We start from the raw sequence: 23,655 nt of genomic DNA, 5'->3' as shown, positions 1-23,655 counted from the left end.
CCGAGCCGGCCACCGTCCCTACCGGACCGCCGGCTCGGCGGCCGGCTCGGCGTACGGGGTCTGGATCATCCGGCTGCCGCGCCGGGTACAGAGCAGTGCCCGCCCGGGCGGCAGGATCCGCGGCTTGGTGTTGCCTAGCAACGGTCCCTCGTTCGGCGGGCAGGAGAGCACCACGTCCGGACTGTTGGTCTCCTGGAGCCGGCGGATGACCGGATCCATCTGCATCCGCATCGCACCCGCCGCGGCCCGGGTCAACACCACGTGGAAGCCGATGTCGGTGCCCTGCGCGAGGTACGGGATCAGCGGCAGCAGCGGACTCTCGTGCCCGCCGAGCATGTCGTAGTCGTCCACCAGCAGGTAGAGCCGGGGCCCGGTCCACCAGTCGCGGGCCCGCAGCCGCTCGGGGGTGATGTCGGTGCCCGGCATCCGTAGCTTGAGCCCCTCGATGGCCGACGCCACGGTCGATCGGGTCGACTCGACCGACACCGAGTAGCCGAGCCGGTACTCCTCCGGGATCTCGTCGAACAGCGCCCGCCGGAAGTCCACCGCCATGATCCGTACCTCCTTCGGGGTGAACCGTCGGGTCAGCGCGGTGGCCAGGTACCGCAGCAGACTCGTCTTGCCCGACTGCGCGTCACCCAGGACGGTGAGGTGCGCCAGCTCGCCGAAGTCGTGCCAGACGGGCTGGAGGCGTTCCTCGTCGACCCCGATCGGCAGCCGCAGGTCGCCCTCGGCCGGCGGCAGTTCGTCGGCGGGCAGCACCGCCGGCAGGGTCCGTACCCGCGGTGCCGGTGGGCCGTCCCAGAACTCCTTGACCGCGGTGGCCAGCGCCCGGGTGCCGTCGGGCATGCCGGCTTCGTCGGTCAGCCCGTCGATGCGCGGCAGCGCACCCAGGAAGTGGGTCTTCTGAGTGGTCAGTCCGCGGCCCGGCACCCGGGGGACGGTCGCCGCCGCCCGCAGGTCGATCGCCGAGTCGACCGGATCGCCGAGCCGCAGTTCCAGCCGGGTGCCGATCTGGTCGCGTAGCCCGTGGTGCACCTCGGACCACCGGGCGGTGGTCAGCAGCAGGTGCACCCCGAAGTTGAGGCCGCGCGCCACGATCTGCCGGATCGCCGGATCCACGGCCTCGAACTCCTGCCGCAGCGTGAACCAGCCGTCCACGACGAGGAACACGTCACCGTACGGGTCGTCGACCGAGCCGGCCGCCCGCTGGCGGCGGTAGGCGGCCATGCTGTCGACGCCCTGGGTGGCGAAGCGCCGCTCGCGTTCCGCGATCAGGGCGCTCACCTCGGCGACGGTCCGGGTCACCCGGTCGGCTTCGAGCCGGCCGGCGACGCTGCCGACGTGCGGCAGGTCGGCCAGCGTGGCCAGCGTGCCGCCGCCGAAGTCCAGGCAGTAGAACTGCACCTCGCGGGGGCTGTGGGTGAGCGCGAGCGCGCAGATCAGCGTACGCAGCAGCGTCGACTTGCCGCTCTGCGGCCCGCCCGCGATCCCGAGGTGTCCACCGATGCCCGACAGGTCGGCGGCGAGCAGCTCGCGGGCCTGCTCGAACGGTTTGTCCACGTACCCGACCGGTACCGTCAGTGCGCCGTTGCCGGGCCAGCCGACCGCCCGCAACCCGGCCTCCGGGTCCGGCGCCAGCGCCGGCAGCATCTGGTCCAGGGTGGGCGGGCGCAGCAGCGGCGGCAGCCACACCTGGTGCGCCGGTGGGCCCTGGTCGACCAGTTGCGCCGTGACCACCTGCAACACCGACGGTCCCCGGCCCTGCGGGTGCTCAGCCGCAGCGGTGGTCTCGGTGCTCTCCGCCGGCTCCGGCTCGGTGACCGGCACCTCCTGGTGCGGCGTGTGCAGCAGCCGGTACGGCACCACCTGCCGCTGGACCACGTCGAGATCGAGCCGGTGGCGCCGCGAGCGGTGTGCCCCGGAGACGTACGCCGCCTTGAACCGGATCAGGGAGGAGACGTCCGCCCGCAGGTAGCCGTGTCCGGGCTGGGACGGAAGCTCGTGCGCGTCGGGCACGCCGATCGCGGTACGGGACTCGATCGCCGAGAAGGTGCGCAACCCGATGCGGTACGACAGGTGCGTCTCCAGCGCGGTGATCCGGCCGTCGTCGAGCCGTTGGCTGGCCAGCAGCAGGTGTACGGCCAGCGACCGGCCGAGTCGCCCGATCATCACGAACAGCTCGATGAAGTCGCGGTGGGCGGCGAGCAGTTCGCTGAACTCGTCGACGACCACGAAGAGCGTCGGCAGTGGATCGAGGGGCTCGCCACCGGCACGGGCCCGTTCGTACTCCAGCACCGAGGTGAACCCGCCGGCCTGGCGCAGCAGCTCCTGGCGGCGGACAAGTTCGCCGTTGAGCGCCTCCCGCATCCGGCCGACCAGGGCGGCCTCGTCGGCCAGGTTGGTGATCACGGCGGAGGTGTGCGGCAGCTGGTCGAGGCCGAGGAAGGTGGCCCCGCCCTTGAAGTCGACCAGGACGAAGTTGAGGATCTCCGACGAGTGGGTCATCGCCAGGCTCAGCACGATGGTCCGCAGCAGCTCGCTCTTGCCCGAGCCGGTGGCGCCGATCAGCATGCCGTGCGGACCCATCCCGCCCAGCGCCGACTCCTTGATGTCCAGTTCGACCGGCTGGCCGTCCGAGTCCACGCCGATCGGGATCCGGAGCCGCTGGGCGATCGACCGCTGGCCCCACTGCCGGGCCAGGTCCAGGTTGCCGACGTCGGGCACGCCGAGCAGGGTGCCGAGGTCGAAGTCGGTGCTCAGCGCCTCCGCCGCCGGCTCGGTGGTGATGCTCAGCCGGTACGGCGACAGGATCCGGGAGACCGTCCGGGCCTCGGCCGTGGTCAGCTCGTCCGGGCGGGCCAGCCGGGTCCGCACCTCCCGGCTGACCTGGTCGTGCCTGACCTGGTGCAGCCCCTCGTCGGTCAGGTCGGCCCAGAGCACCCCGCGCGCCACCGCCGACGGTGGCGTACCCAGGTCGACGAGGACCGCGTTGCGGTAGCCGCCGGAGGTCATCCGCGAACCGGGCGGGATCCGGCCGCCGTCGCAGAGCACGATCACGTACGGTTCGTCGCGGCTGGGCGTGGCCCCCGCCTCCCAGCGCGGCCGACCGAGGAACTCCGCGCCGAGCAGCCGTTCGACCGCGTCCACGCTCTCCGCCGCGAGCCGAGCCGGACCGGCGGCGTCCTGTTCGGTCGGGTGCTGCACGTGGGGCAGCCACTTGACCCACTCCCACTCGGCCGCCGTCTCCTCGTCGACACAGACGGCGACGAGCACCTCCTCCGGCGCGTGGAACGTGGCGACCTGCGCGAGCAGCGCCCGGGCGAACGAGCGTCGCCGCTGCGCGTCGCCGGTGACCCGGATCTGGTGGAAGGCCGGCAGGAACAGCGCCACCGGCAGGTCGGCCACGGTGGTGTACGCGTTGATGAACCGGCGCAGCGACTTGGCCGCCAACGGCTCCAGGTCCTCGATCGGCTTGGTCTGCAACGGCGCCATCCGGGTGGCCAACCGCTGCTGCCCGGTGCCGATCCGCACCTCGAGGAAGTCCGGGTGGCTGGGGCGCCGTTCCCAACGTCGGCTGGTCGACGCCACCGACCAGAGGGCGGCCGGCTCCGGGTGCCGCCACACGGTCGCCTCGCGCTGCCGTTCGATCGACCGGCGGACCCGCTTGCGCTGCTGCGACAGGTAGCGCAGGTAGTCACGTCGGTCGCCGCCCATCCGGCGCTTGCGCTCGCCGGCACTCATCGCCAGCTGCCCGACCACCATGCCGATCATGGCGACGCCCATCATCGAGGCCATCACCCAGGTCAGCATGCCGCGACCGCCGCCGAGGAACATCATCACCATCACGCCGGACATCAACATCATCGGCAGGATCGTCATGACGCCGCGCAGCCCGCCCGGGGTCACCTCCGGCAGTACCGGCGGCTCCTGCAGGCTGATCTCGCCGCTGGGCGCCTCGGGTCCGGCCCGGCGCGCGGGCCGCCGGAAATAGACGGTGCTCACGGTCACCTCCAGCCGCCGGCACCGGGTCGGGCCGGCCGGGCATTACAACGCGGCCGGGCGTACCCGGGGATCATCCGGTGTCGTCTTTTTTCGACCGTCGATGAACCCTGGGCGCGGGCAGACGTTGTCTAGCCCATGACCGTGACCGCCGCCGGTGAGATGTGCCGCCTGGTCGTGTGTGGACCGACCAGCGAGGCCGAGGTGTCGGTACCCGCGCACGTGGTGGTCTCCGACCTGTTGCCGGTGCTGCTGGAGTACCTCGGTGAGAACCTGGTCGAGACCGGCCTGCTGCACGGCGGCTGGGTGTTGCAGCGCCTCGGGTCGGCGCCCTTCGCGCAGGATTCGACGGTCTCCGCGCTGGGCCTGCGCGACGGCGACGTGGTGCACCTGCGCCCGCGGGCGGAGCAGATCCCGCCGGTCGACTTCGACGACCTGGTGGACGGGATCGCCCACGGCGTCAAGCAACGGCCGGGACGGTGGACCCCCGCGCTGACCCGCTGGACGGCCTGCGCCGGACTCGTCGTACTGCTGGCTACCGGCCTCGTCCTGCTCGCCCTGCCCGGGCCCGCCGGGTACCGCGCGCTCGCCGCCGGTGGGCTCGCGCTCGCCTGCCTGGTCGGGGCGCTGATCGCCGGGTACGCCGTGGTCGACCGTACGGCCGGCGTCATCTTCCTGGTCGCGGCGCTCGGGTACGCCGGTCTGGCCGGGCTCTCCGCGACCGACCCGCGCCGGGGCGTGGCCGCCCTCCGCGTCGACCCACCGGCGGTGTTCACCGCTGCCGTGGCGCTGGCGGCCACCGCGGTCCTGGCCGCGCTGGTCTTCGCGGCGGCCCGGCCGCTGTTGCTCTGCGTCGTCGTGGCCGGCACCCTCACCGCCGGGGCGGCGGCGCTGGCGAGCTACGCGGGCCTGACCGTGGTCCAGGCCGCCGCCGGACTGCTGGTGGCCGCGACGCTGGCCGGGATCCTGGTGCCGGTCGTCGCGTTCCGCCTCACCGGCCTGCGGCTGCCGCCGCTGCCCACCCAGCCCGAGCACCTCCAGGAGGACCTCGACCCGATCGCCAGTAACGAGCTGCTGCCGAACGCCGCCAGCGCCGACCGGTTGATGACCGCGCTGTACGCCGGCATCGCGGCCCCGGCCGCGGTCGCGGTGGTGCTGGTGGCCGCCGCGCCGGGCTGGGCACCGGCGACGCTGGTCGCGTTGGTGGTGACGGTCCGCTGCCTGGCGGCCCGACCGATGACCAGCGGGTGGCACCGGGCGGCCCAGCTGCTGCCGGCCGTCGTCGGCCTGGTCGCCCTCGCCGTGGCGCTGTCGGCCGCCGCCGAGCCGGTCACCCGGTTGGTGGCGCCGCTGATCGTGGTGCCGTTGGGCGCCGCCGGGCTGTTCGCCGCGGCCCGGGTGCTGCCCGACCGGCGGCTCACCCCGTACTGGGGTCGGGTCGGCGACCTCGCCCAGACCGTCACGGCGACCGCGATCGTGCCGGTCTTCCTCGCCGTCCTCGACCTGTACGGGTTCGCCCGTGCGATCGGGGGCTGAGCCGTGCAGTCCCGGCGGGACCAGGCGCAGGCCCAGTCGTACATGGTGGGTCGGCTCACCGCGGCGCTGGTGATGGGTGAGCCGGAGGCGTTGGAGAACCCGCACCGCCGGATGCTCACCGGAATCCTCGCCGGGCTGCTCATCGGCTGCCTGGTGACCGGCGGGTTCGTCGTCTACGGCCTGCTGCGTCCGGGCGGCGCCACCGGCTGGCAGAAGCCGGGCACGCTGATCGCGGAGAAGGAGTCCGGCGGACGTTTCATCCTGGTGGACGGCCAGCTCCGACCGGTGCACAACTACGCCTCGGCGGCCCTCATCTTCGGTGGGCGGCCGGCCGTGGTGCGGGCGTCGGCGGCGTCGCTGAACGAGGTGCCCCGGGGCCTGCCGCTGGGCATCGTCGGCGCGCCCGACTCGTTGCCCCCGGTCGACGGCCTGGCCGGGATCAGCTGGAGCGCCTGCGCGCTCGGTCGGGCCGGCGGTGCCGGCTCGCCGGGTACCGGCACCATGCTGATCCTGAGCGCCGACGACGGCGGTACGCCGGTCCGCGCCGACGCCGGCTTCACCGTCGCCGCGCCCGATGGGCGGACGTTCCTGGTGACCGAGGGCCGCCGGATGGCGTTGACCGAGCCCTGGATCCCTCGGGTGCTGGGCTATCCGGCCGCGCCCACCATCGCGCCGGGTTGGTTGGACCAGCTGCCGGCCGGACCCGACGTCAAACCGATCGTGGTCGCTGACCGCGGCGAGCCCGGACCGGTCGTGGACGGGCGGCCGACCCGGATCGGGCAGGTCTTCGTGGCCCGCGTGGTGGGCACCCCGGACCGCTACTTCGTGCTGCAACGGGACGGCCTGAGCGCGGCCGGCGAGACCGCCGTGGCGCTGCTGCTCGGTGACCCGGCGACCAGCGCCGCCTACCCCGACGAGCCGGTACGCCCCCGGGAGCTGACCGCCGGGGCGCTGGCCGCGCTACCGGTGTCGAACCGGGATCCGCTGCCCGCCGGGCTGCCCACCCGCCCACCGGTGCCGGTCACCCCGCCCACCGGGCAGACCTGGTGCGCCGAACGGCACACCCCGGACGGGCCGGTGACAGTCACCACCCGGCCGGTGCCGAACGGAATCGTGCCCGGGGACACGCCGGGCTTCGACCGCACGGCGCACACGGCGGTCGCGGTCTGGGTCGACCCCGGCACGGGTGGCCTGGTCCGCCAGGGACGTCCCGGGCAGGCCAACGGCACCAGCTTCTTCCTGGTCACCGATGCCGGGGTGAAGTACCCGATCGCCAGCGCGGACGCGGCCGAGGCGCTGGGCTACCCGCTGGCAGCGGCGCGGACCGTACCGGCTCCGCTGCTGGCCCTGCTGGCCACCGGCCCGCTCCTCGACCCCGCCGCGGCGAGGAGGTGATGCGGCGAGGAGGTGATGCGGCAGCCACTACCGCCGGACCCACCGGCGCCACCCACCGGACTCCATCGCGAAAGGCAGACAGATGAGTACCCAGTTCCAGAACCAGGTCGACGACGCCACGATCGTCAACACCCTCAACGCCTTCGAGACCACGATGGCCAACGTCAACGCGGCGATGCAGTCGGTCGAGGCGGTCGGCTCGTCGGTGCCGTGGACGGGCGTCGCGGCCAACCAGTACCGCACCGCGTTGCAGGACTGGATCGCCGGGGTCAACCAGGTCCGCAACGGCCTCGAACAGCTGCGCACGGCGATGACCCAGCACCTGAACATCTCGTCCAACACCGAGGACGAGGCCGCCCAGCACGCCCAGTGGTACGCCTGACCTCGCGTACCCGATCGAGAAAGGACTTTGACGTGGCAACCTACTCGCTCAACCCGAACGGTCTGCTCGACTCCGGCGCGGAACTGCGTGGCGTGACGAACTCGATCCAGAACGCCATCAACGACCTCAACGGATTCGTGAACCAGTTCATCGCCGCCAACGCCGGTGGCGCCGCGGTCTCGTACCAGAGCGCGCAGAACACCTGGAACCAGGGCCTGGTCCAGATGAACCAGGCCCTGGACCGGGGCGCGGTGGCGATCGACCAGATCCGCGACAACTACCAGATCGCCGACACCCGGGGTGCGGCGCTCTTCCAGGGCAACATCTAGCCCGCGCCGGAGGGGTAGCCATGCCGATCAACGTGGACGACGCCTTCCTACGTCGTGCCTCGAACCTGAACAGCCGGATCGCGGAGGAGGTCACCACCGCGCCGGGCGGAAACATCGAGTCGATCACGCTGCGGCCGGGGCACACCAGCTTCGCGCTCGGTGCCCGGGTGCAGACCGCCGTCGCCGGGGTCGGTTCGACGATGCACACCCGGCTGGTCGAGATCCGGGACACCGCCAACAACCGGTCCGCCCAGCTCGACATGTACGTAGCGATCTCGGACAACACCGAGGGCATCAACAACGTCTCGGCCGCCGAGTTCCTCTCCACCACGCCCGCCTGGAACGTGCCGGGCGGCTCCGGTAGCTGACCCGTCGGTCGGCACGGCCGCACCGGCCGTGCCGACCGACGCCGAACCGAAGGGACGACGATGACTCAGCCGATGGAGTGGGCCCCGACGATCCGTACCGTGCTCGGGGCCGAGGCCGACATCGATCCGTCCCGGGTCGTCGGCTGGGTCTGGATCACCCTGGACATGTCGTTCTGGGAGTCGCGGGAGAGCACCGAGGGGCACACCGCCCAGCCCTGGCGGCACTGGATGCCGAACGGCAGCGACTGGAACAAGATCACCCTCTACCGGTACCGCAACCTGGGCAGCCGGAACACGATCAACTTCCAGTTGATCCGGGCCACCGTGAACTTCTACGAGGGCGGCGACGACTCGCCCCGCAACCAGGCGCAACTGCTACTCGACACGAGCCGCGCCACCATCGACGGCATCCGCGCCAACCAGCACCTCGATCCGCAAGTGTTCCGCGACGTCGCCACCTACTTCCGCAATCTGCACACCTACCTGACCGGCGCCGGCCAGAGCCCGTTGCGCTCGCTGCACGAGGAGATCGAGAACGGTGGCGCCATCGAGGGCTCGGCGGCGGACGCGTTCGCCTGGGCGATGCGGGATATGGCGCTGGGCATGGAGCAACTCGCCGAGAACATCAGCGGACGCTTCGAACTGCTCTACAACCACTACCTGAACACCGGCTGGCCGTACGTGCTCGACCAGACCGCCGCCACGATCGACCGCTTCCGGGACCGGATGGAGGCCGCCTGGCAGGCGTTCCTGGGGCTGACCAACCACGACCCGGCCCGGCTCGTCCGGGAGCTGTTGCAGTCGATGGAGCGGCAGGTCGACGCCGCGTACCCGCTCGCCCGCGGTAACCGGACCGGCAGCCGGCAGGAAGCCTGGAACTTCGACTTCAGCGAGGTCCTGCCCAGCAGCGGCAACGCCAGCTACGACCTGATCCAGCAGGCTGAGTGGACCCGGCTGGACGACGACCTGAGAACCGAGTGGTGGAACGGCTACGAGCGGCTTAACGAGGCGTCGCTGGGCGCCACCCGGATGCTCATCTCAAGCTACGAGGACCTGCTGGAGGCGTTCGCCCGCGGCGTGATCGCGCTGCCGCACATCCCGTACCCGAGTGCCAACCCGTTCGGCGGCGGCGACGGCGACGGTGACTTCGGAGGCGGGGGCGGGGGCGGCTCCGACTTCGGCGGTGGCGGCGGCGGTGGTGGCGCCGAGTTCGGCGGTGGTGGCGGTGGCGGCGGCGAGTTCGGCGGTGGTGGCGGCGGTGGTGGCGCCGAGTTCGGTGGCGGCGGCGGTGGCGGCGCCGAGTTCGGTGGCGGCGAGTTCGGCGGCGGTGGTGGTGGCGGGGCCGAGTTCGGCGGCTTCGGTGGCGACGGCGGCGGAACCGGTGGTGGCTCCGGCGGCCTGGGGCTCGGCGGCGGGGAACTCGGCGGGGGTGGCGGCTTCGAGTCCGGTGGCTTCGGCTCGGACGGTGTCGGGGCAGGAATCGGGTCCGGCGGAGTCGGACCCGGTGGTACCGGCGGGGTGATCGGTGGAGGTGGCCTCCCCGGCATCGGTGGCGCCATCGGTGGCATCGGCGGCGGGAGCGGCACGGCCCGCCCCGGCGGCGGGTCCGGCTCCGGCGGCTCGTTCCCCGGCTCGGACGACCGAGGTTCGGGTACCGGTACCGGCGGTGTGGTCGGTGGATCACCATCCCCGCTGGTTCCCGGTTCCGGATTCGGCTCCGGCGGTCTCGGCTCGGGCACCGGCAGCGGCTCCGGCGGCGGGACCGGCTCCGGCGGGTTCAACCCCGGCTCGGGCGCGGGTGGCTCCGGCGGTTCCCTGCCCGGCTCGGGCTCGGGTGGCTCCGGGGTCGACCTGGGCGGGATCGGCTCCGGTGGCTCCGTCGGCTCTGGTGGGTCCGGCTTCGACCTCGGCGGGATCGGCTCGGGCGCCGGTGGTTCCGGACTCGACGCGGGCGGTACGGGCTCCGGCGCCGGCCAGTTCGGCGCGGACCGTCCGGCCGGCTTCGCGCTCGGGCCACTGGGCACGCCACCCGCCGGACACATCCCCTCCCCGCTGGACAACTTCGCAGCCGCGGCGAACGCCGCTGGCGCGTCGGCCGCCGGTGGCCACAACGCCGGAGCGACGGGCGGCATGCCGTTCATGCCGATGGGCGGCATGGGTGGGATGGGTAACCCGGGTGGCCGGGAGAGCGAGAAGGAACGCGAGCGCACCACCTGGCTCGCCGAGGAACAGGACGTCTGGGGCACCGAACCGGACGTCACCGCCGCGGTCATCGGTCGGGAGGACCACGAGCCGGAGACCGCCGACCAGCCGAGCCGGCGTCCGAGTTCCCCGCGTCCGACCCAGCCGACGTACGAGCCGGTCCGTGGGCGCGGCAACCGGTAGTCCGCCGAGAACGAGAGGTAGGTAGGCATGTCGACGTCGTGGCATGAGGAGATCGAGCGGGCGTACGCCGAACTTGAGCGCAGCCAGGAGGCGATAGCCCAGGTGCAGCGGGACATGTCGGAGCGTACGGTCACCGTCACCGCGCCGAGTCGGGCGCTCACCGTGGTGGTCGACGCGCAGGGCAACCTGACCGACCTCACGTTCCCCACCCGGGCCTACCGGTCGATGGCAGGTCCGGAACTCGCCGCACTGCTGATCGAGACGATCGCGCAGGCGCGGCGGCGGGCGAACGACGAACTCGCCGAGATGTTCTCGGCGGTGCTGCCCCAGGGCACCCCGATCGTCGACATGCTCAACGGCACCGCCGACCTCGACGAGATGATCAGCGACGCGGTACGGCTGGTCCGTGACCAGCCCGGCGCGCCGGGCACCGGGCGGGGGTGAGTGGCGTGAGCGTGCACGCGGACACCGACCTGCTCCGCGGCGAGTCGTTCGCCGCCTTCGTAGCGCACATGCAGGGTGTGATCGACGCGCTCGAGGCCGCGCTCGACGGGAACCTGCCGGTGGCCGACAACATCCGGGACGAGTCCGATCAGGCCCTGGTCAACGGCATCGCAGCCCAGATCGACCAGATCCGGCTCATCCTGGTCGGGCTGCGCGACCTCTCCCGAGGCGACGCGAACCAGGTCCAGCTCCTGGGCCAACTGCTCGGCCAGGTCGAGGAACTCAACACCGATGTGGCGAACTTCGGCCGGACGAACACCTGACCTCCGGCGTCGCCCGTACGCCGCAGCGCACTGACGAAGGACACGGCCGTGGCCATTGAGATCTCCAACCGGCTCGCCGAGTTCCTCTACTGGCTGACCGGAGAACGATTCCCCGGTACCAACGAGGACCGGCTCTTCGCGATCGACTCCGCGCTATCCACCGCGGCCAACGGGGTGGACGACGCCCGACCGCACCTGGCCTCCGCCGTGCGCCGGATCCGGGAGGGGGTCGGCGGCAACTCGTACGAGGCGTTCCTGGCCAGCATGAACGACTACGTCCGCAGCCCGGGCTACGTCACCACCTCGGCCGAACACCTGCGCGCGACGGGCCGGACCGCCCGCGACGCGGGCACCCAGGTCCAGTACCAGAAGATGATGATCCTGGCCTCGACCATCGAGATGTTCGCCTCGTTCGTGCTGGCGTTCGCCTTCGCGTTCGGCAATCCCGGTCCTGCGATGGCCTGGCTCGCCGCCCGGGTGGCGGTGTTCCGGTTCATCATCCGGACGCTCTTCGCCCGGCTGCTGATGGCGGCTCTGCTGGTGGTCGGCAGCGAGGCCGCGATCGAAGCCTTCCTCGACGGCATCATCCAGCGCATCCAGATGCGGTTGGGTACCCGCGACGGCTTCGACGAGGCGCAGTTCTGGCAGGCGGTCCGCGACGGCTCGATCGCCGGTGTCATCGTCCTGGCCCTCGGCCCCGCCTTCAGCGGGATCGGCAACATCCTGGCCCGGGGCAACCTGCCCTTCAACATCCGCCTGACCAACCTGAACGGTCCGGACACCCCGACGCCCACCCCGACGCCGACGCCGACTCCGACTCCCACTCCCACCCCGACGCCGACTCCTACGCCGACGCCGACGCCGACTCCCACCCCGGCGCCGACTCCTACGCCGACGCCGACGCCGACTCCGCGGCCGACTCCGACCCCGACGCCACGGCCGACGCCGACGCCATCGCGGTCGTCGAGCCCGGCACCGGAGCCGGTACCGGTCGGCAGCAACCGCACCGACGCACCGCGTGGTGACCAGACCGCCAGCCCGCCGCCCAGCCGGGGACAGCGGTTGCGCGAACACGGGGGCAACTTCGTCGGTGAGGTTGGTGGCGCGATCGTCAGCGAGGTCATCGTCGAAGGCACCCTCTCGGCGGTCAACGGTCAGGGCTTCGCCGTGCACGGCGGGGTGGCGACCTCGGCTGCTATCGGTGCCACCCTCGACATCGGCGCCGGTGCGAGCGGCGAGGCACTGAACCAGCGGATCAACGGCCCCGACGCGCAGCCGGAGAACCCCGACGGCACCGGGACGCCCTCGACGGAAACCGCGTCCCCGACGACGACACCGTCCGATCCGGACGCCTCGATCGACACCGACGACCGATCGGGTACGGGCGACGGCGCCCGCCGGGACTCCGACGGTCGAGACGAGTCCGGCACGGCGCGCGGCACCGAGACCGGCACCGGTTCCGGTACCGAAACCGGCACCGGAACCGGAACCGGAACCGGCACCGGAACCGGAACCGGAACCGGTGGTACTGGAATCGGTGGTGCCGGAGTAGGTGGGCCGGCCTCCGGAGGCGCTGTCGCGGGAACCTCCGGTACGGGTGGTGGATCCGGCTCGGGCGGGTCCGCTGCCGGGTCGTCCGGACCTGCCGGGTCCGGGACCGGGTCGGCCGGTGCGGGTAGCTCCGGATCCGGCGGGTCCGGGGCCTCCGGGTCCGGGGCCTCCGGGTCCGGGTCGGCCGGTGCGGGTAGCTCCGGGTCGGGGGCGTCCGGGTCGGGGGCGTCCGGGACCGACGGGGCTGGGTCTGGGTCTGGATCGTCCGGGTCTGGGCCGTCCGGGTCCGGTACCGGGGCTGCCACGGACGGTGGTGCCGGCTCCGGCGGATCCGGGACGTCGACGGAGGGCGCCGGGTCCCGGAGGGAAGGCTCCGGGGAGGGGTCGGAAGGCGCCGAGCCGGGCGACCCCCCGACCCGAGACAGCGGCGAGGGTCCGAGCCCGGCGGGTGGCACGCCTTCGGAGTCGGCCGCCGCCCTTCCGGTACCCGACGGCGAGACCGGCACCGGCCTTCCGGTCGACGCCGCGGGCAACCCGGTCGACAACCCGGAGGATGGCGTTCCGGGGTCGGCCGAGGGTACGGAGTCGTCGACGGCGACCGAGTCCGGCAGCGGGCCGTTGCCCCGCGGTGTGGCCGAGCAGCCCGGGGTGTCCTCGGTTGCGTCGCCGGGTCCGGACCGCTCGGCGGTCGACGCCGATCCGAGCGCAGCCGACTTCGATTCGACCAGCGGGCCGGCGCCGAGCGGGGGCACCGGATCCGTCACCCCGACCGGTGGCCTGTCGGCGAGCCCGCCCGGTACCGGCACGCCGCCCGGCACCGTCTCCGGCAACGGCCTCCCGGTCGGCACCGTCTCGGGCAACGGCACACCGGCCGGCAACGGCACCTCGGCTTCCGTCTCCGGCGGGCAGCCGGGGCCGGTGAGCCCGGCCCGGTCGTTGCTGGACGGGACCGGGCGGCTGCATCCGTGGGACCGCCCGGCCGCCACCGAGCCCGACGGCAAGGTCGCCGGTCTGGAACGGTGGCTGCGCCGCGCCGCCGGCAGCGCGGCGGCCGACCCGACCGGCGACCCGACCGGCGACCCGGCCGTCGACTGCGTGCCGCTGGCCTGGGACGTCTTCGCCGAGATGCACGGCCGCCGGTCCAATCCGGTGGCGGGGAACCTGACTGCCGGCGCCGAGGTGGCGCAGACCCTGTCCAAGGGCACCACCGCCATCGACGCCGCCGAACTGCTCCGTACCCTCGGGGGTGCGACGCCGACCACCAACGACGGTGCTGCCGTACTCGACTACCTTGCCGCCGCCCCGGGGGCGATGGCGCTGCTGGTGGCGCGTCCGCGTACCGACCGGTCGCACGTCTTCTGGCTGGTCGGCGACGGCCGGGACGGCACGGTGGTGCCCCGGTGGGTGGATCCCCAGCGGCCCGAGGTCTTCGACCACGACGCCCGGTCGACCACGACGGAGACCGAGTTCTGGGCCCAGCAGCTCCGGTCGCCGGACAGCCGGATCCTGGTCCTCGGGCCGGACGGCCGGCCGGTCGACCTCGCCCGGCACCCACGTGACCTGCGGGTGGCCGGCCTGACCGACGCGCCGGCCGGCGCCCGGTCGGCCGCCGGCCTGCCCGATCAGAAGGTGGACAAGGGCAAGGGCCGGGCCCGGCCGACGGCGCAGGACGAGCGGGAGACGGCGCCGCGTGAGCCGGTCGACGAGCAGGAGATGGCCTCCCGCGAGCCGGTCGACGAACGGGCGGGTACGGCCGAGCCGGTGGTCGAGAGCACCCCGCTGACCGGGGACGACTACCGGATGCAGGCCGCCCTGCACCTCGCGCGGGAACTCTCCATGCGCCCCGACGACCCGCGCAACACCGACTCCGCCGGCGCCGGCAGCTCCACCGCGCCACCCCCGCTCGACGGCGCAGTCCCGCCCGTCTCCGGTCGGCGCTCCCGGGCGCAACGGCCGCGCGATCCCGACGACCCCGAGCGGGACAGCGCCGAGCCGATCCGGCCGCTCGACGATTCGCCGCAGGACGAGCCGACCACGACCACCACGGCCGCGGAACGCCTGCGCCCGCAGGACCGGGCGTACCTGCTCGGCGACGGCAACCACCTGCTCGCCGCGATGCTGTACGGGCACCCCGACGCGGTCGACCCGTCGGTGTGGCGGAGCCCGCAGGCCCGCGCCGAGCTGGCTGAACTGCGCAGCTGGCGGGACGACGGCCGGCGTACGGTCAGCACCCGTGCGCTCGCCCGCGCGGTCGGTGACCTGCGCCGCGACCTGGACGAACGGATCGACCGGCTCGGCCCGGCCGACCTCGCGGCCCTGCGCCAGGTGGACAGCCCGGTCCTGCGTGCCGCCCAGCGTGGCGACGACCGCACCCTGCGTGCGGCGCTGCGGAACCTGCTGGCCGCCGACGCGCCGCACGACCACTCCCTCGCGGGTCCGCTGCTCGTCGGCGCGCTGCTGGACCGGCCGGTCGTGGTCGACGACGGTACGGGTGCGACCATGCTGTCCCGCGGCGGGCGGACCGACGACCCGATCCGGCTGTTCCGCCGGGTCCAGAACGGCACCGGAACCGCTGAGTTCCACGCCCACCTGGAATCCGCCGCCCCACCACCGTCACCCGCACCGGCGGCGGTACCACAGGCGGTGCGGCCGGCTGAGGACCCGGCGACGGTGAACCAGCCGAGGGCCGTGGTCAACTTCGCCCGGGGCAGGTACCGGCACATCGCCCCGGACCAGAATCCGACCTGGCTGGCCGCCGAGATCGCCGACCGGATCGTCCGGGTGGCGGCCAACCGGCCGGCCGACGGGGCTCCCATCGTGGTCACGGTCGAGGGGGGCGGCAACACCCGGCGGCGCTGGACCGCGCCGTTCGACATGGGTGCCCGGCGCGCGGCGCGGGTCACCGAGCTGATCGAACCGGCCGTCCGGGCCGAGGTGAACCGCCGGCTCGGCGCGCAGGCGCCCATCGTCGCCTTCCGGCAGAGTTCCCGGGGCAGCCAGCCGGCCGACGGCGTCACCGACCCGAACGGCGCGGCCGACCGGGCGGTGACGATCGACATCAGCGTGCGCGACGCGTGGCACGCGAACCGGGCCCCGGTCAACCCGGCCCTGAACCCCACCACCCCCCAGTACCGGTCGGAGACGCTGACCCTCGACGCGATCGCGTTCGCCGCCGGGCTGCCCGCGCACACCCTGCCCGACCTGCGGCGGTTGACCGACCGGCTGCGGGAGATCGCCGACCAGCACGGCGTCGCGCACGACTCGCAGGCGTGGGACCAACTCCCCGGCTACCTGGTCAACAACTATCGGCACCTGGTCGGGGACGGCCTGGTGGTCTTCCTCGGCCGGATCGAGGTGATGGTCCAGCTCGAACCGACGGATCCACGCCGAGAGACCGCCCCGCCCGGCCCGGCACCGCAGTCCCCGGCGACGGGCCCGGACGGCAACCCGCAACCTCCGGCGACCGGTGCCCAACCGGATCCGGCGAGCCGCACGGCCCAGGTGAAGGTCACCGAGACCATCCACGGCACCTTCCAGGTCGGTGCGCACAGCGAGAGCCACGCGATGCCCACCCAGTACACGAGCGGGGGCTTCTCGGTCGGCGCCTCGGTGGGCGTGTCACCGGTCGGCCTGCTCGCGGTGCGGTTGGGCGTGGCCATGCGGTTCATGAGCAACCTCATCTCGCGCTCCACCGGTACGGTGCGCGACGCCGAGGTCGGGCGGGTGGAGGACACCCGCGCGCCCGGGACGCTGATGTCGGCCGCCGCCACCTACCACCTGCGGGTGCGGGACCGCGCCGAGCAGACCTGGGACGGCATCACCGGCGAACGCATCGACGCGACTGAGCGGCTCACCGTGACGATGCCGGAGAACTACCTGCAACGCGGTGCACCCGGGCTGGCCCAGCAGATCGCGGCGGCGCAACGCCCGCAACGTGCCGCCCCGGCCGACGCGGCCAACCGCCTGCCCAAGGTGCTGTACGCCTCCGGCCTCACCGGGCTGCACCTGCTCGCCGACGACATCGTGCGGCAACTGGAGACGGTGCGGGGGCGGATTCCACTCGGCCACCCGATCCGGGCCGCCGTCTGGCAGCGGGTGTCGAACCTGGACACCCACCTCGACAAGGCGGTCAACCGGCACCGGGGCTACCAGTTCACCGTGGTCGAACACGGCCGGATCACCGCCGACGTGCGGATCCACAGCCGGCGCCGCGGGTACGGCGAGGCGGTCAGCGAGCCGCACGACAAGTCGCACATCGAAGAGGTCCGGACGGCGATCAGCGGCACCACCGCCGGGCAGACGGTCAGCAACGACACCAGCATCGAGCCGAGCCTGGACTTCGTCCTCGCCGACGCGAACATCCCCGGGGTGCGGTTCTCGGTCAAGGCGCCGTTCCTGCGCTGGAGCTGGAGCAACCGGGACGGCAACAACTCCGGCCGGCTCGGGCTGTGGGTGCTGGTGTCGCGCTACGCCGGCTTCACCACCGCGTACAAGATGGACTTCGACCACCAGGCGACGGTGCACGTGCGGCAGCGTCGCAACGTGCTGAGCCGACACCCCGAGGGCACGCCCTGGACGGTCCGGGTACGCCACAACCTGCAACGCGGGCTGCGCCCGCCGCACAGCCCGCGTACGGTGCTCGGCCGCGCGATGCTCCGGCTACCCACCACCGACGCGGTCTCGCACGGCATCGAGCGACCGCCCCCGCGCGGCACGGTGCCGCCGGTGGTACCGCCGACCACGTTCACCACGAAGGAACCCGCCGCCGTGCCGCACCACGCGCGCACCGGGCGCGGCATCGGCAAGGGCATGGTCGAGGTCGATCCGCAGCTGATCGACCACCTCGTCGACGAGATCGAGCGGGAGCTGGAGAAGCACGGCTATCTGGTGGTCGACCCGGATCAGCCGTTCGAGTCGCGGTCGCGGTGGAGCCGGAAGCGGGACAGCCAGGTCAACAACGGGATGCTGCTGCGCAAGCTGCTCTCCAACGCCAGCCTGGAGTCGAACTACGACGGCATCCACCAGGACGGTCTGCCGATCACCCTGCGCAAGCGGCACACCGGCTGGTTCACCTTCTACCGGGTCCGGACCGCCCGGGTGACGATCAAGGCCGGCCCCCCGCAGGACCGGGCGGCCGACGGCACGCTCCGCCCGGCCCAGGACCCGACCGCCAATCCACGGCTGACGAAGGACAAGCAGATCGTCAACCTGGAGATGGGGCTGGACATGGCCGGCTCCTCGGCGGGCGGCGGGAAGCGGATCGCGGGCGGGGTGAAGGCCCGGTTCCTGCCCACCGACCGGGCCAAGGAGTTGCAGGGTGCCGGCGTGGGCATCGAACTGGACCGGGGCGTCTCGGGAAACCAGTCGGTCAACCACGTCAGCAACATGCCCCGGCTGATGGAGTACCAGGGCGAGCTGACCGAGTTCGAAGCCACCAGCGACTACCAGGTGACCATCGACTACGAACGGCTCTGGTCCTGGCGCCGGTTCTCGCGGTGGACCCGGCCCTCGTACCTGGGGCAGCGGATCCGCAGCACCGCGCTGGCCCGGGTGGTACCGGCCTTCAACTCGAACGACGCGCACGATCCCGCGCACCGCCGGGCCCTGCCCGGTAGCCCGTCGACGCCGCCCTCGGTGCTCGAACACGCGGCGGTCACCTACCTCGACACCACCGGCCTGATGTCGCGCGGCCGGGAGGCCGTGGGCGCGATGGCCCGCCCCGGTGGGGCGGCCGACGAGGAGGTCTCCACTTTCCTCGACCACGCGCAGGTGGTCGCCCACCTGCCCGAGGTGGTCGCCGGCCGGTACACCACGGACGCGCTCTTCGACGGGCAGTTCTGGCGGGACAAGTTCCGCACCCTGTCGGTCCAGGCGCAGTTGGGCGCCTCCGAGTTCGTCGGGGCGACCGACGACCCGTACGTGCTGGGTCTGATCAAGCTCTCGCTGACCCAGGCCGGAACGTCGTCCAGTCGCAGCCACGGCTTCGGCGTCACCCCACTGGACCTCGGCGCGGGCGGCGATCCGCAGCGCTCGGACGTGGTCGGGCTGAGCGGTTCGGCGAGCCACGGGATGCGCTGGGGACGGGAGCGGGGCCGGGCCGCCAAGCAGACCGGTGGCCGGGAACTGCTGGAACTGAACTTCCACCGCGCGTACGCTTTCCGGGCGCCGATCAACTACTCACTGATGACCGGCAAGACCAAACGGGCGAAACTCTTCCCGAACAGCGACTACCTGCCCCGGGAGGAACAGGTCACCGCCGAGCCGATGATCTACGTGCTCTCCGAGCCGGACGCTCTGGAGCATTACGCCAACGGTGAACTGCCGCTCGACACCGACCAGCTGTTGGACGTACTGACCCGCTGGAGCAGCGGCGAGCTGAAGCTCTCCCACCGGCTGATGGCCCGGGTGCTGAACCGGTGGAACGGCGCCGCCCCGACCGGTGACCCGCTCTCCGCGCTGCGCGCGGATGCGGCCCGTGACCTGGCGCGCAGCTACGCGTGGTCGGATCTGGAGATGCCGGCCGAGGTGGTCGCCGACTTCCACGCCGGGTTCGGGATACCGCTGCGGCGCGATCCGGCCGCGACCCCCCGGAGCCTCGGGGTACCGGACTACCTGCGGCCGGGCAGCGGCCAGATTTCCCTGGGCCACACCGGCGTGCACTCGCTCACCTTCGACCAGGGCCGTGAGTTGTCGGACCTCGTCGCCGACGCGGTGCAGGCGTTCGAGCCCGGCCTGCTCGGCAAGACCCACCGCGACCTGCCGAAGGCCGAGGAACCCCGGCTACGGCGGTGGTGGCACCGGGCCCCGCAGGTGCTGCCGTTCGTCGGCCGGTTGCAGGGCGGCATCGACGCCATCCAGGCGACTTTCGACGGGGGCCGGGCCAAACCGCTGCTCGAACAGATGCTGGACCCCGAAGGTGTCACCCTCTCCTTCGCCAACCCGCACTCCTGGATCGCCCAGGACATGATCGAGGTCAAGGTCACCGCGCGGCTCACCAGCACTCCCGAGTTCCGTGACTACGTGCCGGAGAGCGGGCTGGAGACGTACCGGCACCGGTACGTCGAGCGGCAGGAGAGCAGTCGCGGCCAGTTCGGCCGGGGCACCGCCCTCGGCTTCAAGTCGACCATGGACGACCGGCCGGCGGAGGAACCGACCCTGGAAGAGCAGCGCGGCGACAACGACGTCAAGTTCACCGGCGGCCCCGGGGTCCGCTGGGCCGACGGGGTCAGCCGGGGACGTACCGCCACCGAACAGTTCACCTACGAGTCGACGGTCTACGACTGGGGTGACCACTACCGGGCCGAGGCACAGGTCGCGATCACCGTCGAGGTACGCCGGGTCAAGCTGGGTGGGCGCCGGCCGACCAACTGGCTGACCGGCAAGCTCGACCGGCTCGGCGTCCGGACCGGCCTGCGGCCCCGGATGCTGGGCGTCACGCACACCGCCGGCACCACCGGGACGGTGACCCTCAAGGTTCCCAAGAGCGTCGCCGAGGCCACCCCGGCGAACCCGCCCAGCGGGCTGCGCGGCAGCATCAGCCCCCAGCAGATGCCGCCGGACGTCTTCGTCGACGCGGTGCAGCTGCACGGCGCGCACGACGCCAGCCGGAACCTGCTCGGCGCGCTCTTCTCCCGCCCGGTCAAGTGGGACCGCTGGTGGCCCTCGCGGTGGCCGACCCGGCGCGGGTACCACACCAGTCCGGCGATGCGCGCCCTCGCGACGCGGGACATGCTCGCCGCCAACCTCGTTCCGGCGCTGGCCCCCGAGGGGGTGCCGATCGCCGAGGGCGTGTTCCTGCCCGGCCACTCCAGCCGTCGGGCCGACATCCGGCTGCGGGGCCGGCTGGAGGACCTGGTGGCGGTCGCCGAGCTGGAGAACACCGGGACCGGGCGGTACGTGAAGTACCAGCAGGGGGTCAGCGCCAGCACCACCCACAGCACCCCGTACGTCACAGCGTCCGGCTCGGCGGGGGGACCGGTCCGGGTCGCGGTCGCCGACGACACCAGCCCCGGTGAGCCGTACGGGGCACACCGCACCGAGGGCGACACCGACAACAGTCGGCAGGCTCCCCGGTCGCACACCGACAACACCGCCGACGCGTACCGGCGGGAGAACCACGTGAAGCAGCAGGGGCCGGCGGTGCTGGTCCGGATGCGTGGCCGGTACTGGCTCGAAGGCGACAAGCACATCGTGCACAAGCTTCGCTCCACCTCCCAGGGGCGGCGACGGGTCAGCGACGAGTTCACCGGCGACGTCTACGTGGTGATGTTCAAGGCCGACTACGAGGCGATGGTCGCCCGGCAGCGCCGCGACGAACTGGGCCGCCCCACTCCCCGGATCGGCCGTCAGGGCTCGCCGCGGGTCGACCTGTCCGCGCTGCTCCACCAGATCCCGGCCACGGTCACCGGGGCTGCCGTGCCGTCCGGGCGTGCCGACGTGGCGGTGCGCGAACACCTGCGTGCGGCCGCCCGCGGGCTGCGGGTCGGCGAGAACGACGCCCTCGTCGCCGAGGTCGACCCGGCCGTGCAGGCCCGACGACTCGCCGAGGTTCTCGACACCTGGGCGGGGCGGCATCTCACGCCACGGCAGATCGCCGCCGCGCACGACCGGCACCGCCGGAACCCGACCGGACCTGATCTCTACACGCGGCTGGTCGACGAGGTGAACGCCGGCCGCCCCGACGACCAGCGGCTCGAACCACCGCTGCTGGCGCGGCTGCACCGTGACCCACTGGAGACCGCCCGGGCGCTGGCCCGGGAACTGCGCGCCCCGGTCGAGCTGCGCCAACCCGGCGCGGACGGCGGCCGGGGCCGCAGGTACGCCGTCGACCGGGACGGCTGGTACGTCGAGCTGAGGCCGACCCCCGGCAGCCAGCGGTTGACGGCCGCCGAGGAGGCCGTCAACCGGCTGCCGCGCCCGCTGCTGGACGAGGCCGCCGAACTGGGCATCGGCCGAGACGAACTGGTCGCCCTCTCCGACGGTGGCCGGGTCCTGCTGTCCCCCGCGGTCGAGACCCTCGTCAAGGCCCGCCGGGAGGCGACCGCGGCCGAGTCACCGGCGCCGCTGACCGATGCCCAGGCGGCGGTGCTCGCCGCCGGTGGGCTGCGCGCCCTGGCGCCGACCACCGGCCGCAACGCCTGGTTGGCGGCGCTGATCGCCGCCGCGCGGGAGCAGCTGAACCCGTCCCCGGCGGTACGGCAGGTAGGGCTGTCCACGGTGGACGACCTCCGTCGGACGGTCGGCCAGCGGCGCGGGCTCGCCGACGACGCGCCCCTGCCGTCGCGCGCCGCCATCGCCGCCACCCTGGGCATCCAGGTGCGGACCGTCGACGCCGACGGGTCGATCACCGAAGCCGGTGACCGGGGCGGCCCGGCGGCGCCGCCACCCCTGACCGTCCTGGCCGTGGCGACGGGCCGTTTCCGGCCGACCGCTCCCGCGCCGGTGGTGGCGGCGCCCAAAGCGCCACCACCACCGTCGAAGTCGGTCCTCTCGCCGGATCACCGCCCGACCGGCCCCGACCGGACGACCCCGACTCCGCCGCCCCCGCCACCGCACAGATCGGTACCGGACCCGGAGCACGAGGCGACCGACGAGCCGGTGCGGGAGGCACCCCACGTCCCGACCCACGAGCCGGAGCGCGAGCCGGTGCGGGAGCCGACCCACGAGCCGACCCACGTCCCGAGCCACGAGCCGGTGCGGGAGCCGTCCCATGGGCGGGTGCGCGAGTCGCAGCACCAGCCGGTGCCCGCGTCGCAGCAGACGGCGGAGCTGCTGGCGGCCGCCTCGGTGCCGGCCACGCCGCGGCGCCTGAGCCTGACCCTGGAGGGCCCCACTCCGCCCGCACCCGCTCGGTCGTCGGGCGCGCTGCCGGTGCGAGCACCGGCCGACCGGCAGACCGTCGAGGGTCCGGCCGTCGAGGCGCCGGCGCAGCTGACCGCGGCGCAGCTGACCGCGGCGCAGCTGACCGCGGCGCAGCTGACCGCGGCGCAGCTGACCGCGGCGCCGGCCAGCGCGCCGTTGAGCCGCTCCCTGGCCGGCCTGGAGTTGGAGCGCCAACGGGACCGGCTCGAGCAGCAGCTGCGCGACTACGTGGCGGACCACCCGAACCGGGCGGCCCGGCTGCGGACCATCGAGTTGCACACCGCGGTGCCGGCCGCCCAGAGTGTCGTCACCACCAGCGAGTCGATCAGCGTGCTGCGCCGCCTGTTGGAGACCTACCAGGCGGAGGACCGCCCGCAGCGCCCGTCGGTGCTCCGGCTGGCCGGCTCGCCGGACTGGTGGCACCAGGGCGACCGCAACCGTCCCGGCGAGGTGTACGCGCCGAACGAGGGCCAGCAGGACTGGCTCACCGTGCACGACCGGACGGTCGGCTGGGTCGAGGCGAACGGCGACTGCGCCTTCGCCGCGGTCCTGGAGACCCTCACCGCCGAACGGGTCGGCACCGCGGCCACGCTTGTCGCGAACGCGGCCGGGGTGACGCCGCCGGGCTCGCTCACGGACGCCGCCGCACTGCGTGACTTCCTCGCCCTGCTCCTCGAACAAGCGCGGACCAATCCCGACGTGCACCATGAGCTGGGCCTGACGGACTGGGGCGTGGTGCTCGACGCGGAGCCGGGCCAGCTCGACGTGGCGACCTTCGCAAGCGAGCTGCGACGGCACGGCAGCTACGGCGACGAGGCAGGGCTGCACTTCGCCAACCTGATCGGCCAGTTCCTCCGCTGGGGGCGCCGACTCGGGCGGGACGCCGGCCACGATCTCGACGTCGACTTCGAGGTGCTGACCGGGAACCCGCTGGATTCGGGGCGGCTTTCGGACCCGGAGATGAACGTGATCGTCCTGGTCAACGAGCACTACCTGCCGACCCGCAGGCGGGAGGTCGGGGCGTCGGCGGGACCGGATCGGCAGGGTGGCGGCGCCGGATGAACCCGGGTACCGCTGCG

At 73.2% G+C, this 23,655-nt stretch carries 10 protein-coding genes; 9 read left to right on the top strand and 1 reads right to left on the bottom strand.

Annotation, left to right across the window (positions count from 1 at the left end; all coding sequences use genetic code 11):
• Positions 1-18: 18 nt before the first annotated feature.
• Positions 19-4,005 (bottom strand): type VII secretion protein EccCa, encoded by a 3,987-nt coding sequence (gene eccCa, locus D2L64_RS20710; protein ID WP_119578886.1) that lies wholly within the window; start codon positions 4,003-4,005, stop codon positions 19-21.
• A gap of 135 nt (positions 4,006-4,140) precedes the next feature.
• Here eccCa and eccD point away from each other — a divergent pair, with 135 nt between their 5' ends.
• From eccD to D2L64_RS20665, 9 genes are all read left to right on the top strand, one after another.
• Positions 4,141-5,538, top strand: a complete 1,398-nt coding sequence (gene eccD / locus D2L64_RS20705) for a type VII secretion integral membrane protein EccD (RefSeq protein ID WP_119578869.1) — start codon at positions 4,141-4,143, stop codon at positions 5,536-5,538.
• 3 nt (positions 5,539-5,541) lie between these two features.
• Positions 5,542-6,933 carry a type VII secretion protein EccB gene (gene eccB / locus D2L64_RS20700; protein WP_119578868.1) on the top strand — a complete coding sequence of 464 codons (1,392 nt, stop codon included), beginning with the start codon at positions 5,542-5,544 and terminating at the stop codon, positions 6,931-6,933.
• Between the two features lie 82 nt (positions 6,934-7,015).
• On the top strand, positions 7,016-7,315 hold the full coding sequence (locus D2L64_RS27340; RefSeq protein ID WP_158603522.1) for a hypothetical protein: 300 nt from the start codon (positions 7,016-7,018) through the stop codon (positions 7,313-7,315).
• Positions 7,316-7,347: 32 nt separating this feature from the next.
• A complete protein-coding gene (locus tag D2L64_RS27335) occupies positions 7,348-7,644 on the top strand; it encodes a WXG100 family type VII secretion target (protein ID WP_158603521.1) in 297 nt (98 codons plus the stop codon).
• Between the two features lie 20 nt (positions 7,645-7,664).
• Positions 7,665-8,012: a hypothetical protein gene (locus tag D2L64_RS20690; protein WP_119578866.1), complete on the top strand. Its 348-nt coding sequence runs from the start codon at positions 7,665-7,667 to the stop codon at positions 8,010-8,012.
• Between the two features lie 60 nt (positions 8,013-8,072).
• The gene (locus D2L64_RS20685; RefSeq protein ID WP_147376272.1) at positions 8,073-10,397 is read left to right on the top strand and encodes a hypothetical protein; all 2,325 of its coding nucleotides are present in this window, start codon (positions 8,073-8,075) and stop codon (positions 10,395-10,397) included.
• A gap of 27 nt (positions 10,398-10,424) precedes the next feature.
• Positions 10,425-10,841, top strand: a complete 417-nt coding sequence (locus tag D2L64_RS20680) for a YbaB/EbfC family nucleoid-associated protein (protein ID WP_119578864.1) — start codon at positions 10,425-10,427, stop codon at positions 10,839-10,841.
• Positions 10,842-10,846: 5 nt separating this feature from the next.
• On the top strand, positions 10,847-11,164 hold the full coding sequence (locus tag D2L64_RS20675) for a hypothetical protein (RefSeq protein WP_119578863.1): 318 nt from the start codon (positions 10,847-10,849) through the stop codon (positions 11,162-11,164).
• Between the two features lie 48 nt (positions 11,165-11,212).
• Positions 11,213-23,638: a WXG100-like domain-containing protein gene (locus D2L64_RS20665; RefSeq protein ID WP_147376270.1), complete on the top strand. Its 12,426-nt coding sequence runs from the start codon at positions 11,213-11,215 to the stop codon at positions 23,636-23,638.
• Positions 23,639-23,655: the final 17 nt, after the last annotated feature.

The sequence above is a fragment of the Micromonospora radicis genome (assembly GCF_003583405.1).
GTDB classification, from domain to species: Bacteria; Actinomycetota; Actinomycetes; order Mycobacteriales; family Micromonosporaceae; genus Micromonospora; species Micromonospora radicis.
Note: the sequence above shows the minus strand (reverse complement) of the source record. Positions and strands in the feature narration are given on the sequence as shown.

Bases quoted from the DNA above. Each gene is read 5' to 3' on its own strand.
- eccD (WP_119578869.1), top strand. From the start codon at position 4,141: ATGACCGTGACCGCCGCCGGTGAGATGTGCCGCCTGGTCGTGTGTGGA.
- D2L64_RS27340 (WP_158603522.1), top strand. From the start codon at position 7,016: ATGAGTACCCAGTTCCAGAACCAGGTCGACGACGCCACGATCGTCAAC.
- D2L64_RS20690 (WP_119578866.1), top strand. From the start codon at position 7,665: ATGCCGATCAACGTGGACGACGCCTTCCTACGTCGTGCCTCGAACCTG.
- D2L64_RS20685 (WP_147376272.1), top strand. From the start codon at position 8,073: ATGACTCAGCCGATGGAGTGGGCCCCGACGATCCGTACCGTGCTCGGG.
- D2L64_RS20680 (WP_119578864.1), top strand. From the start codon at position 10,425: ATGTCGACGTCGTGGCATGAGGAGATCGAGCGGGCGTACGCCGAACTT.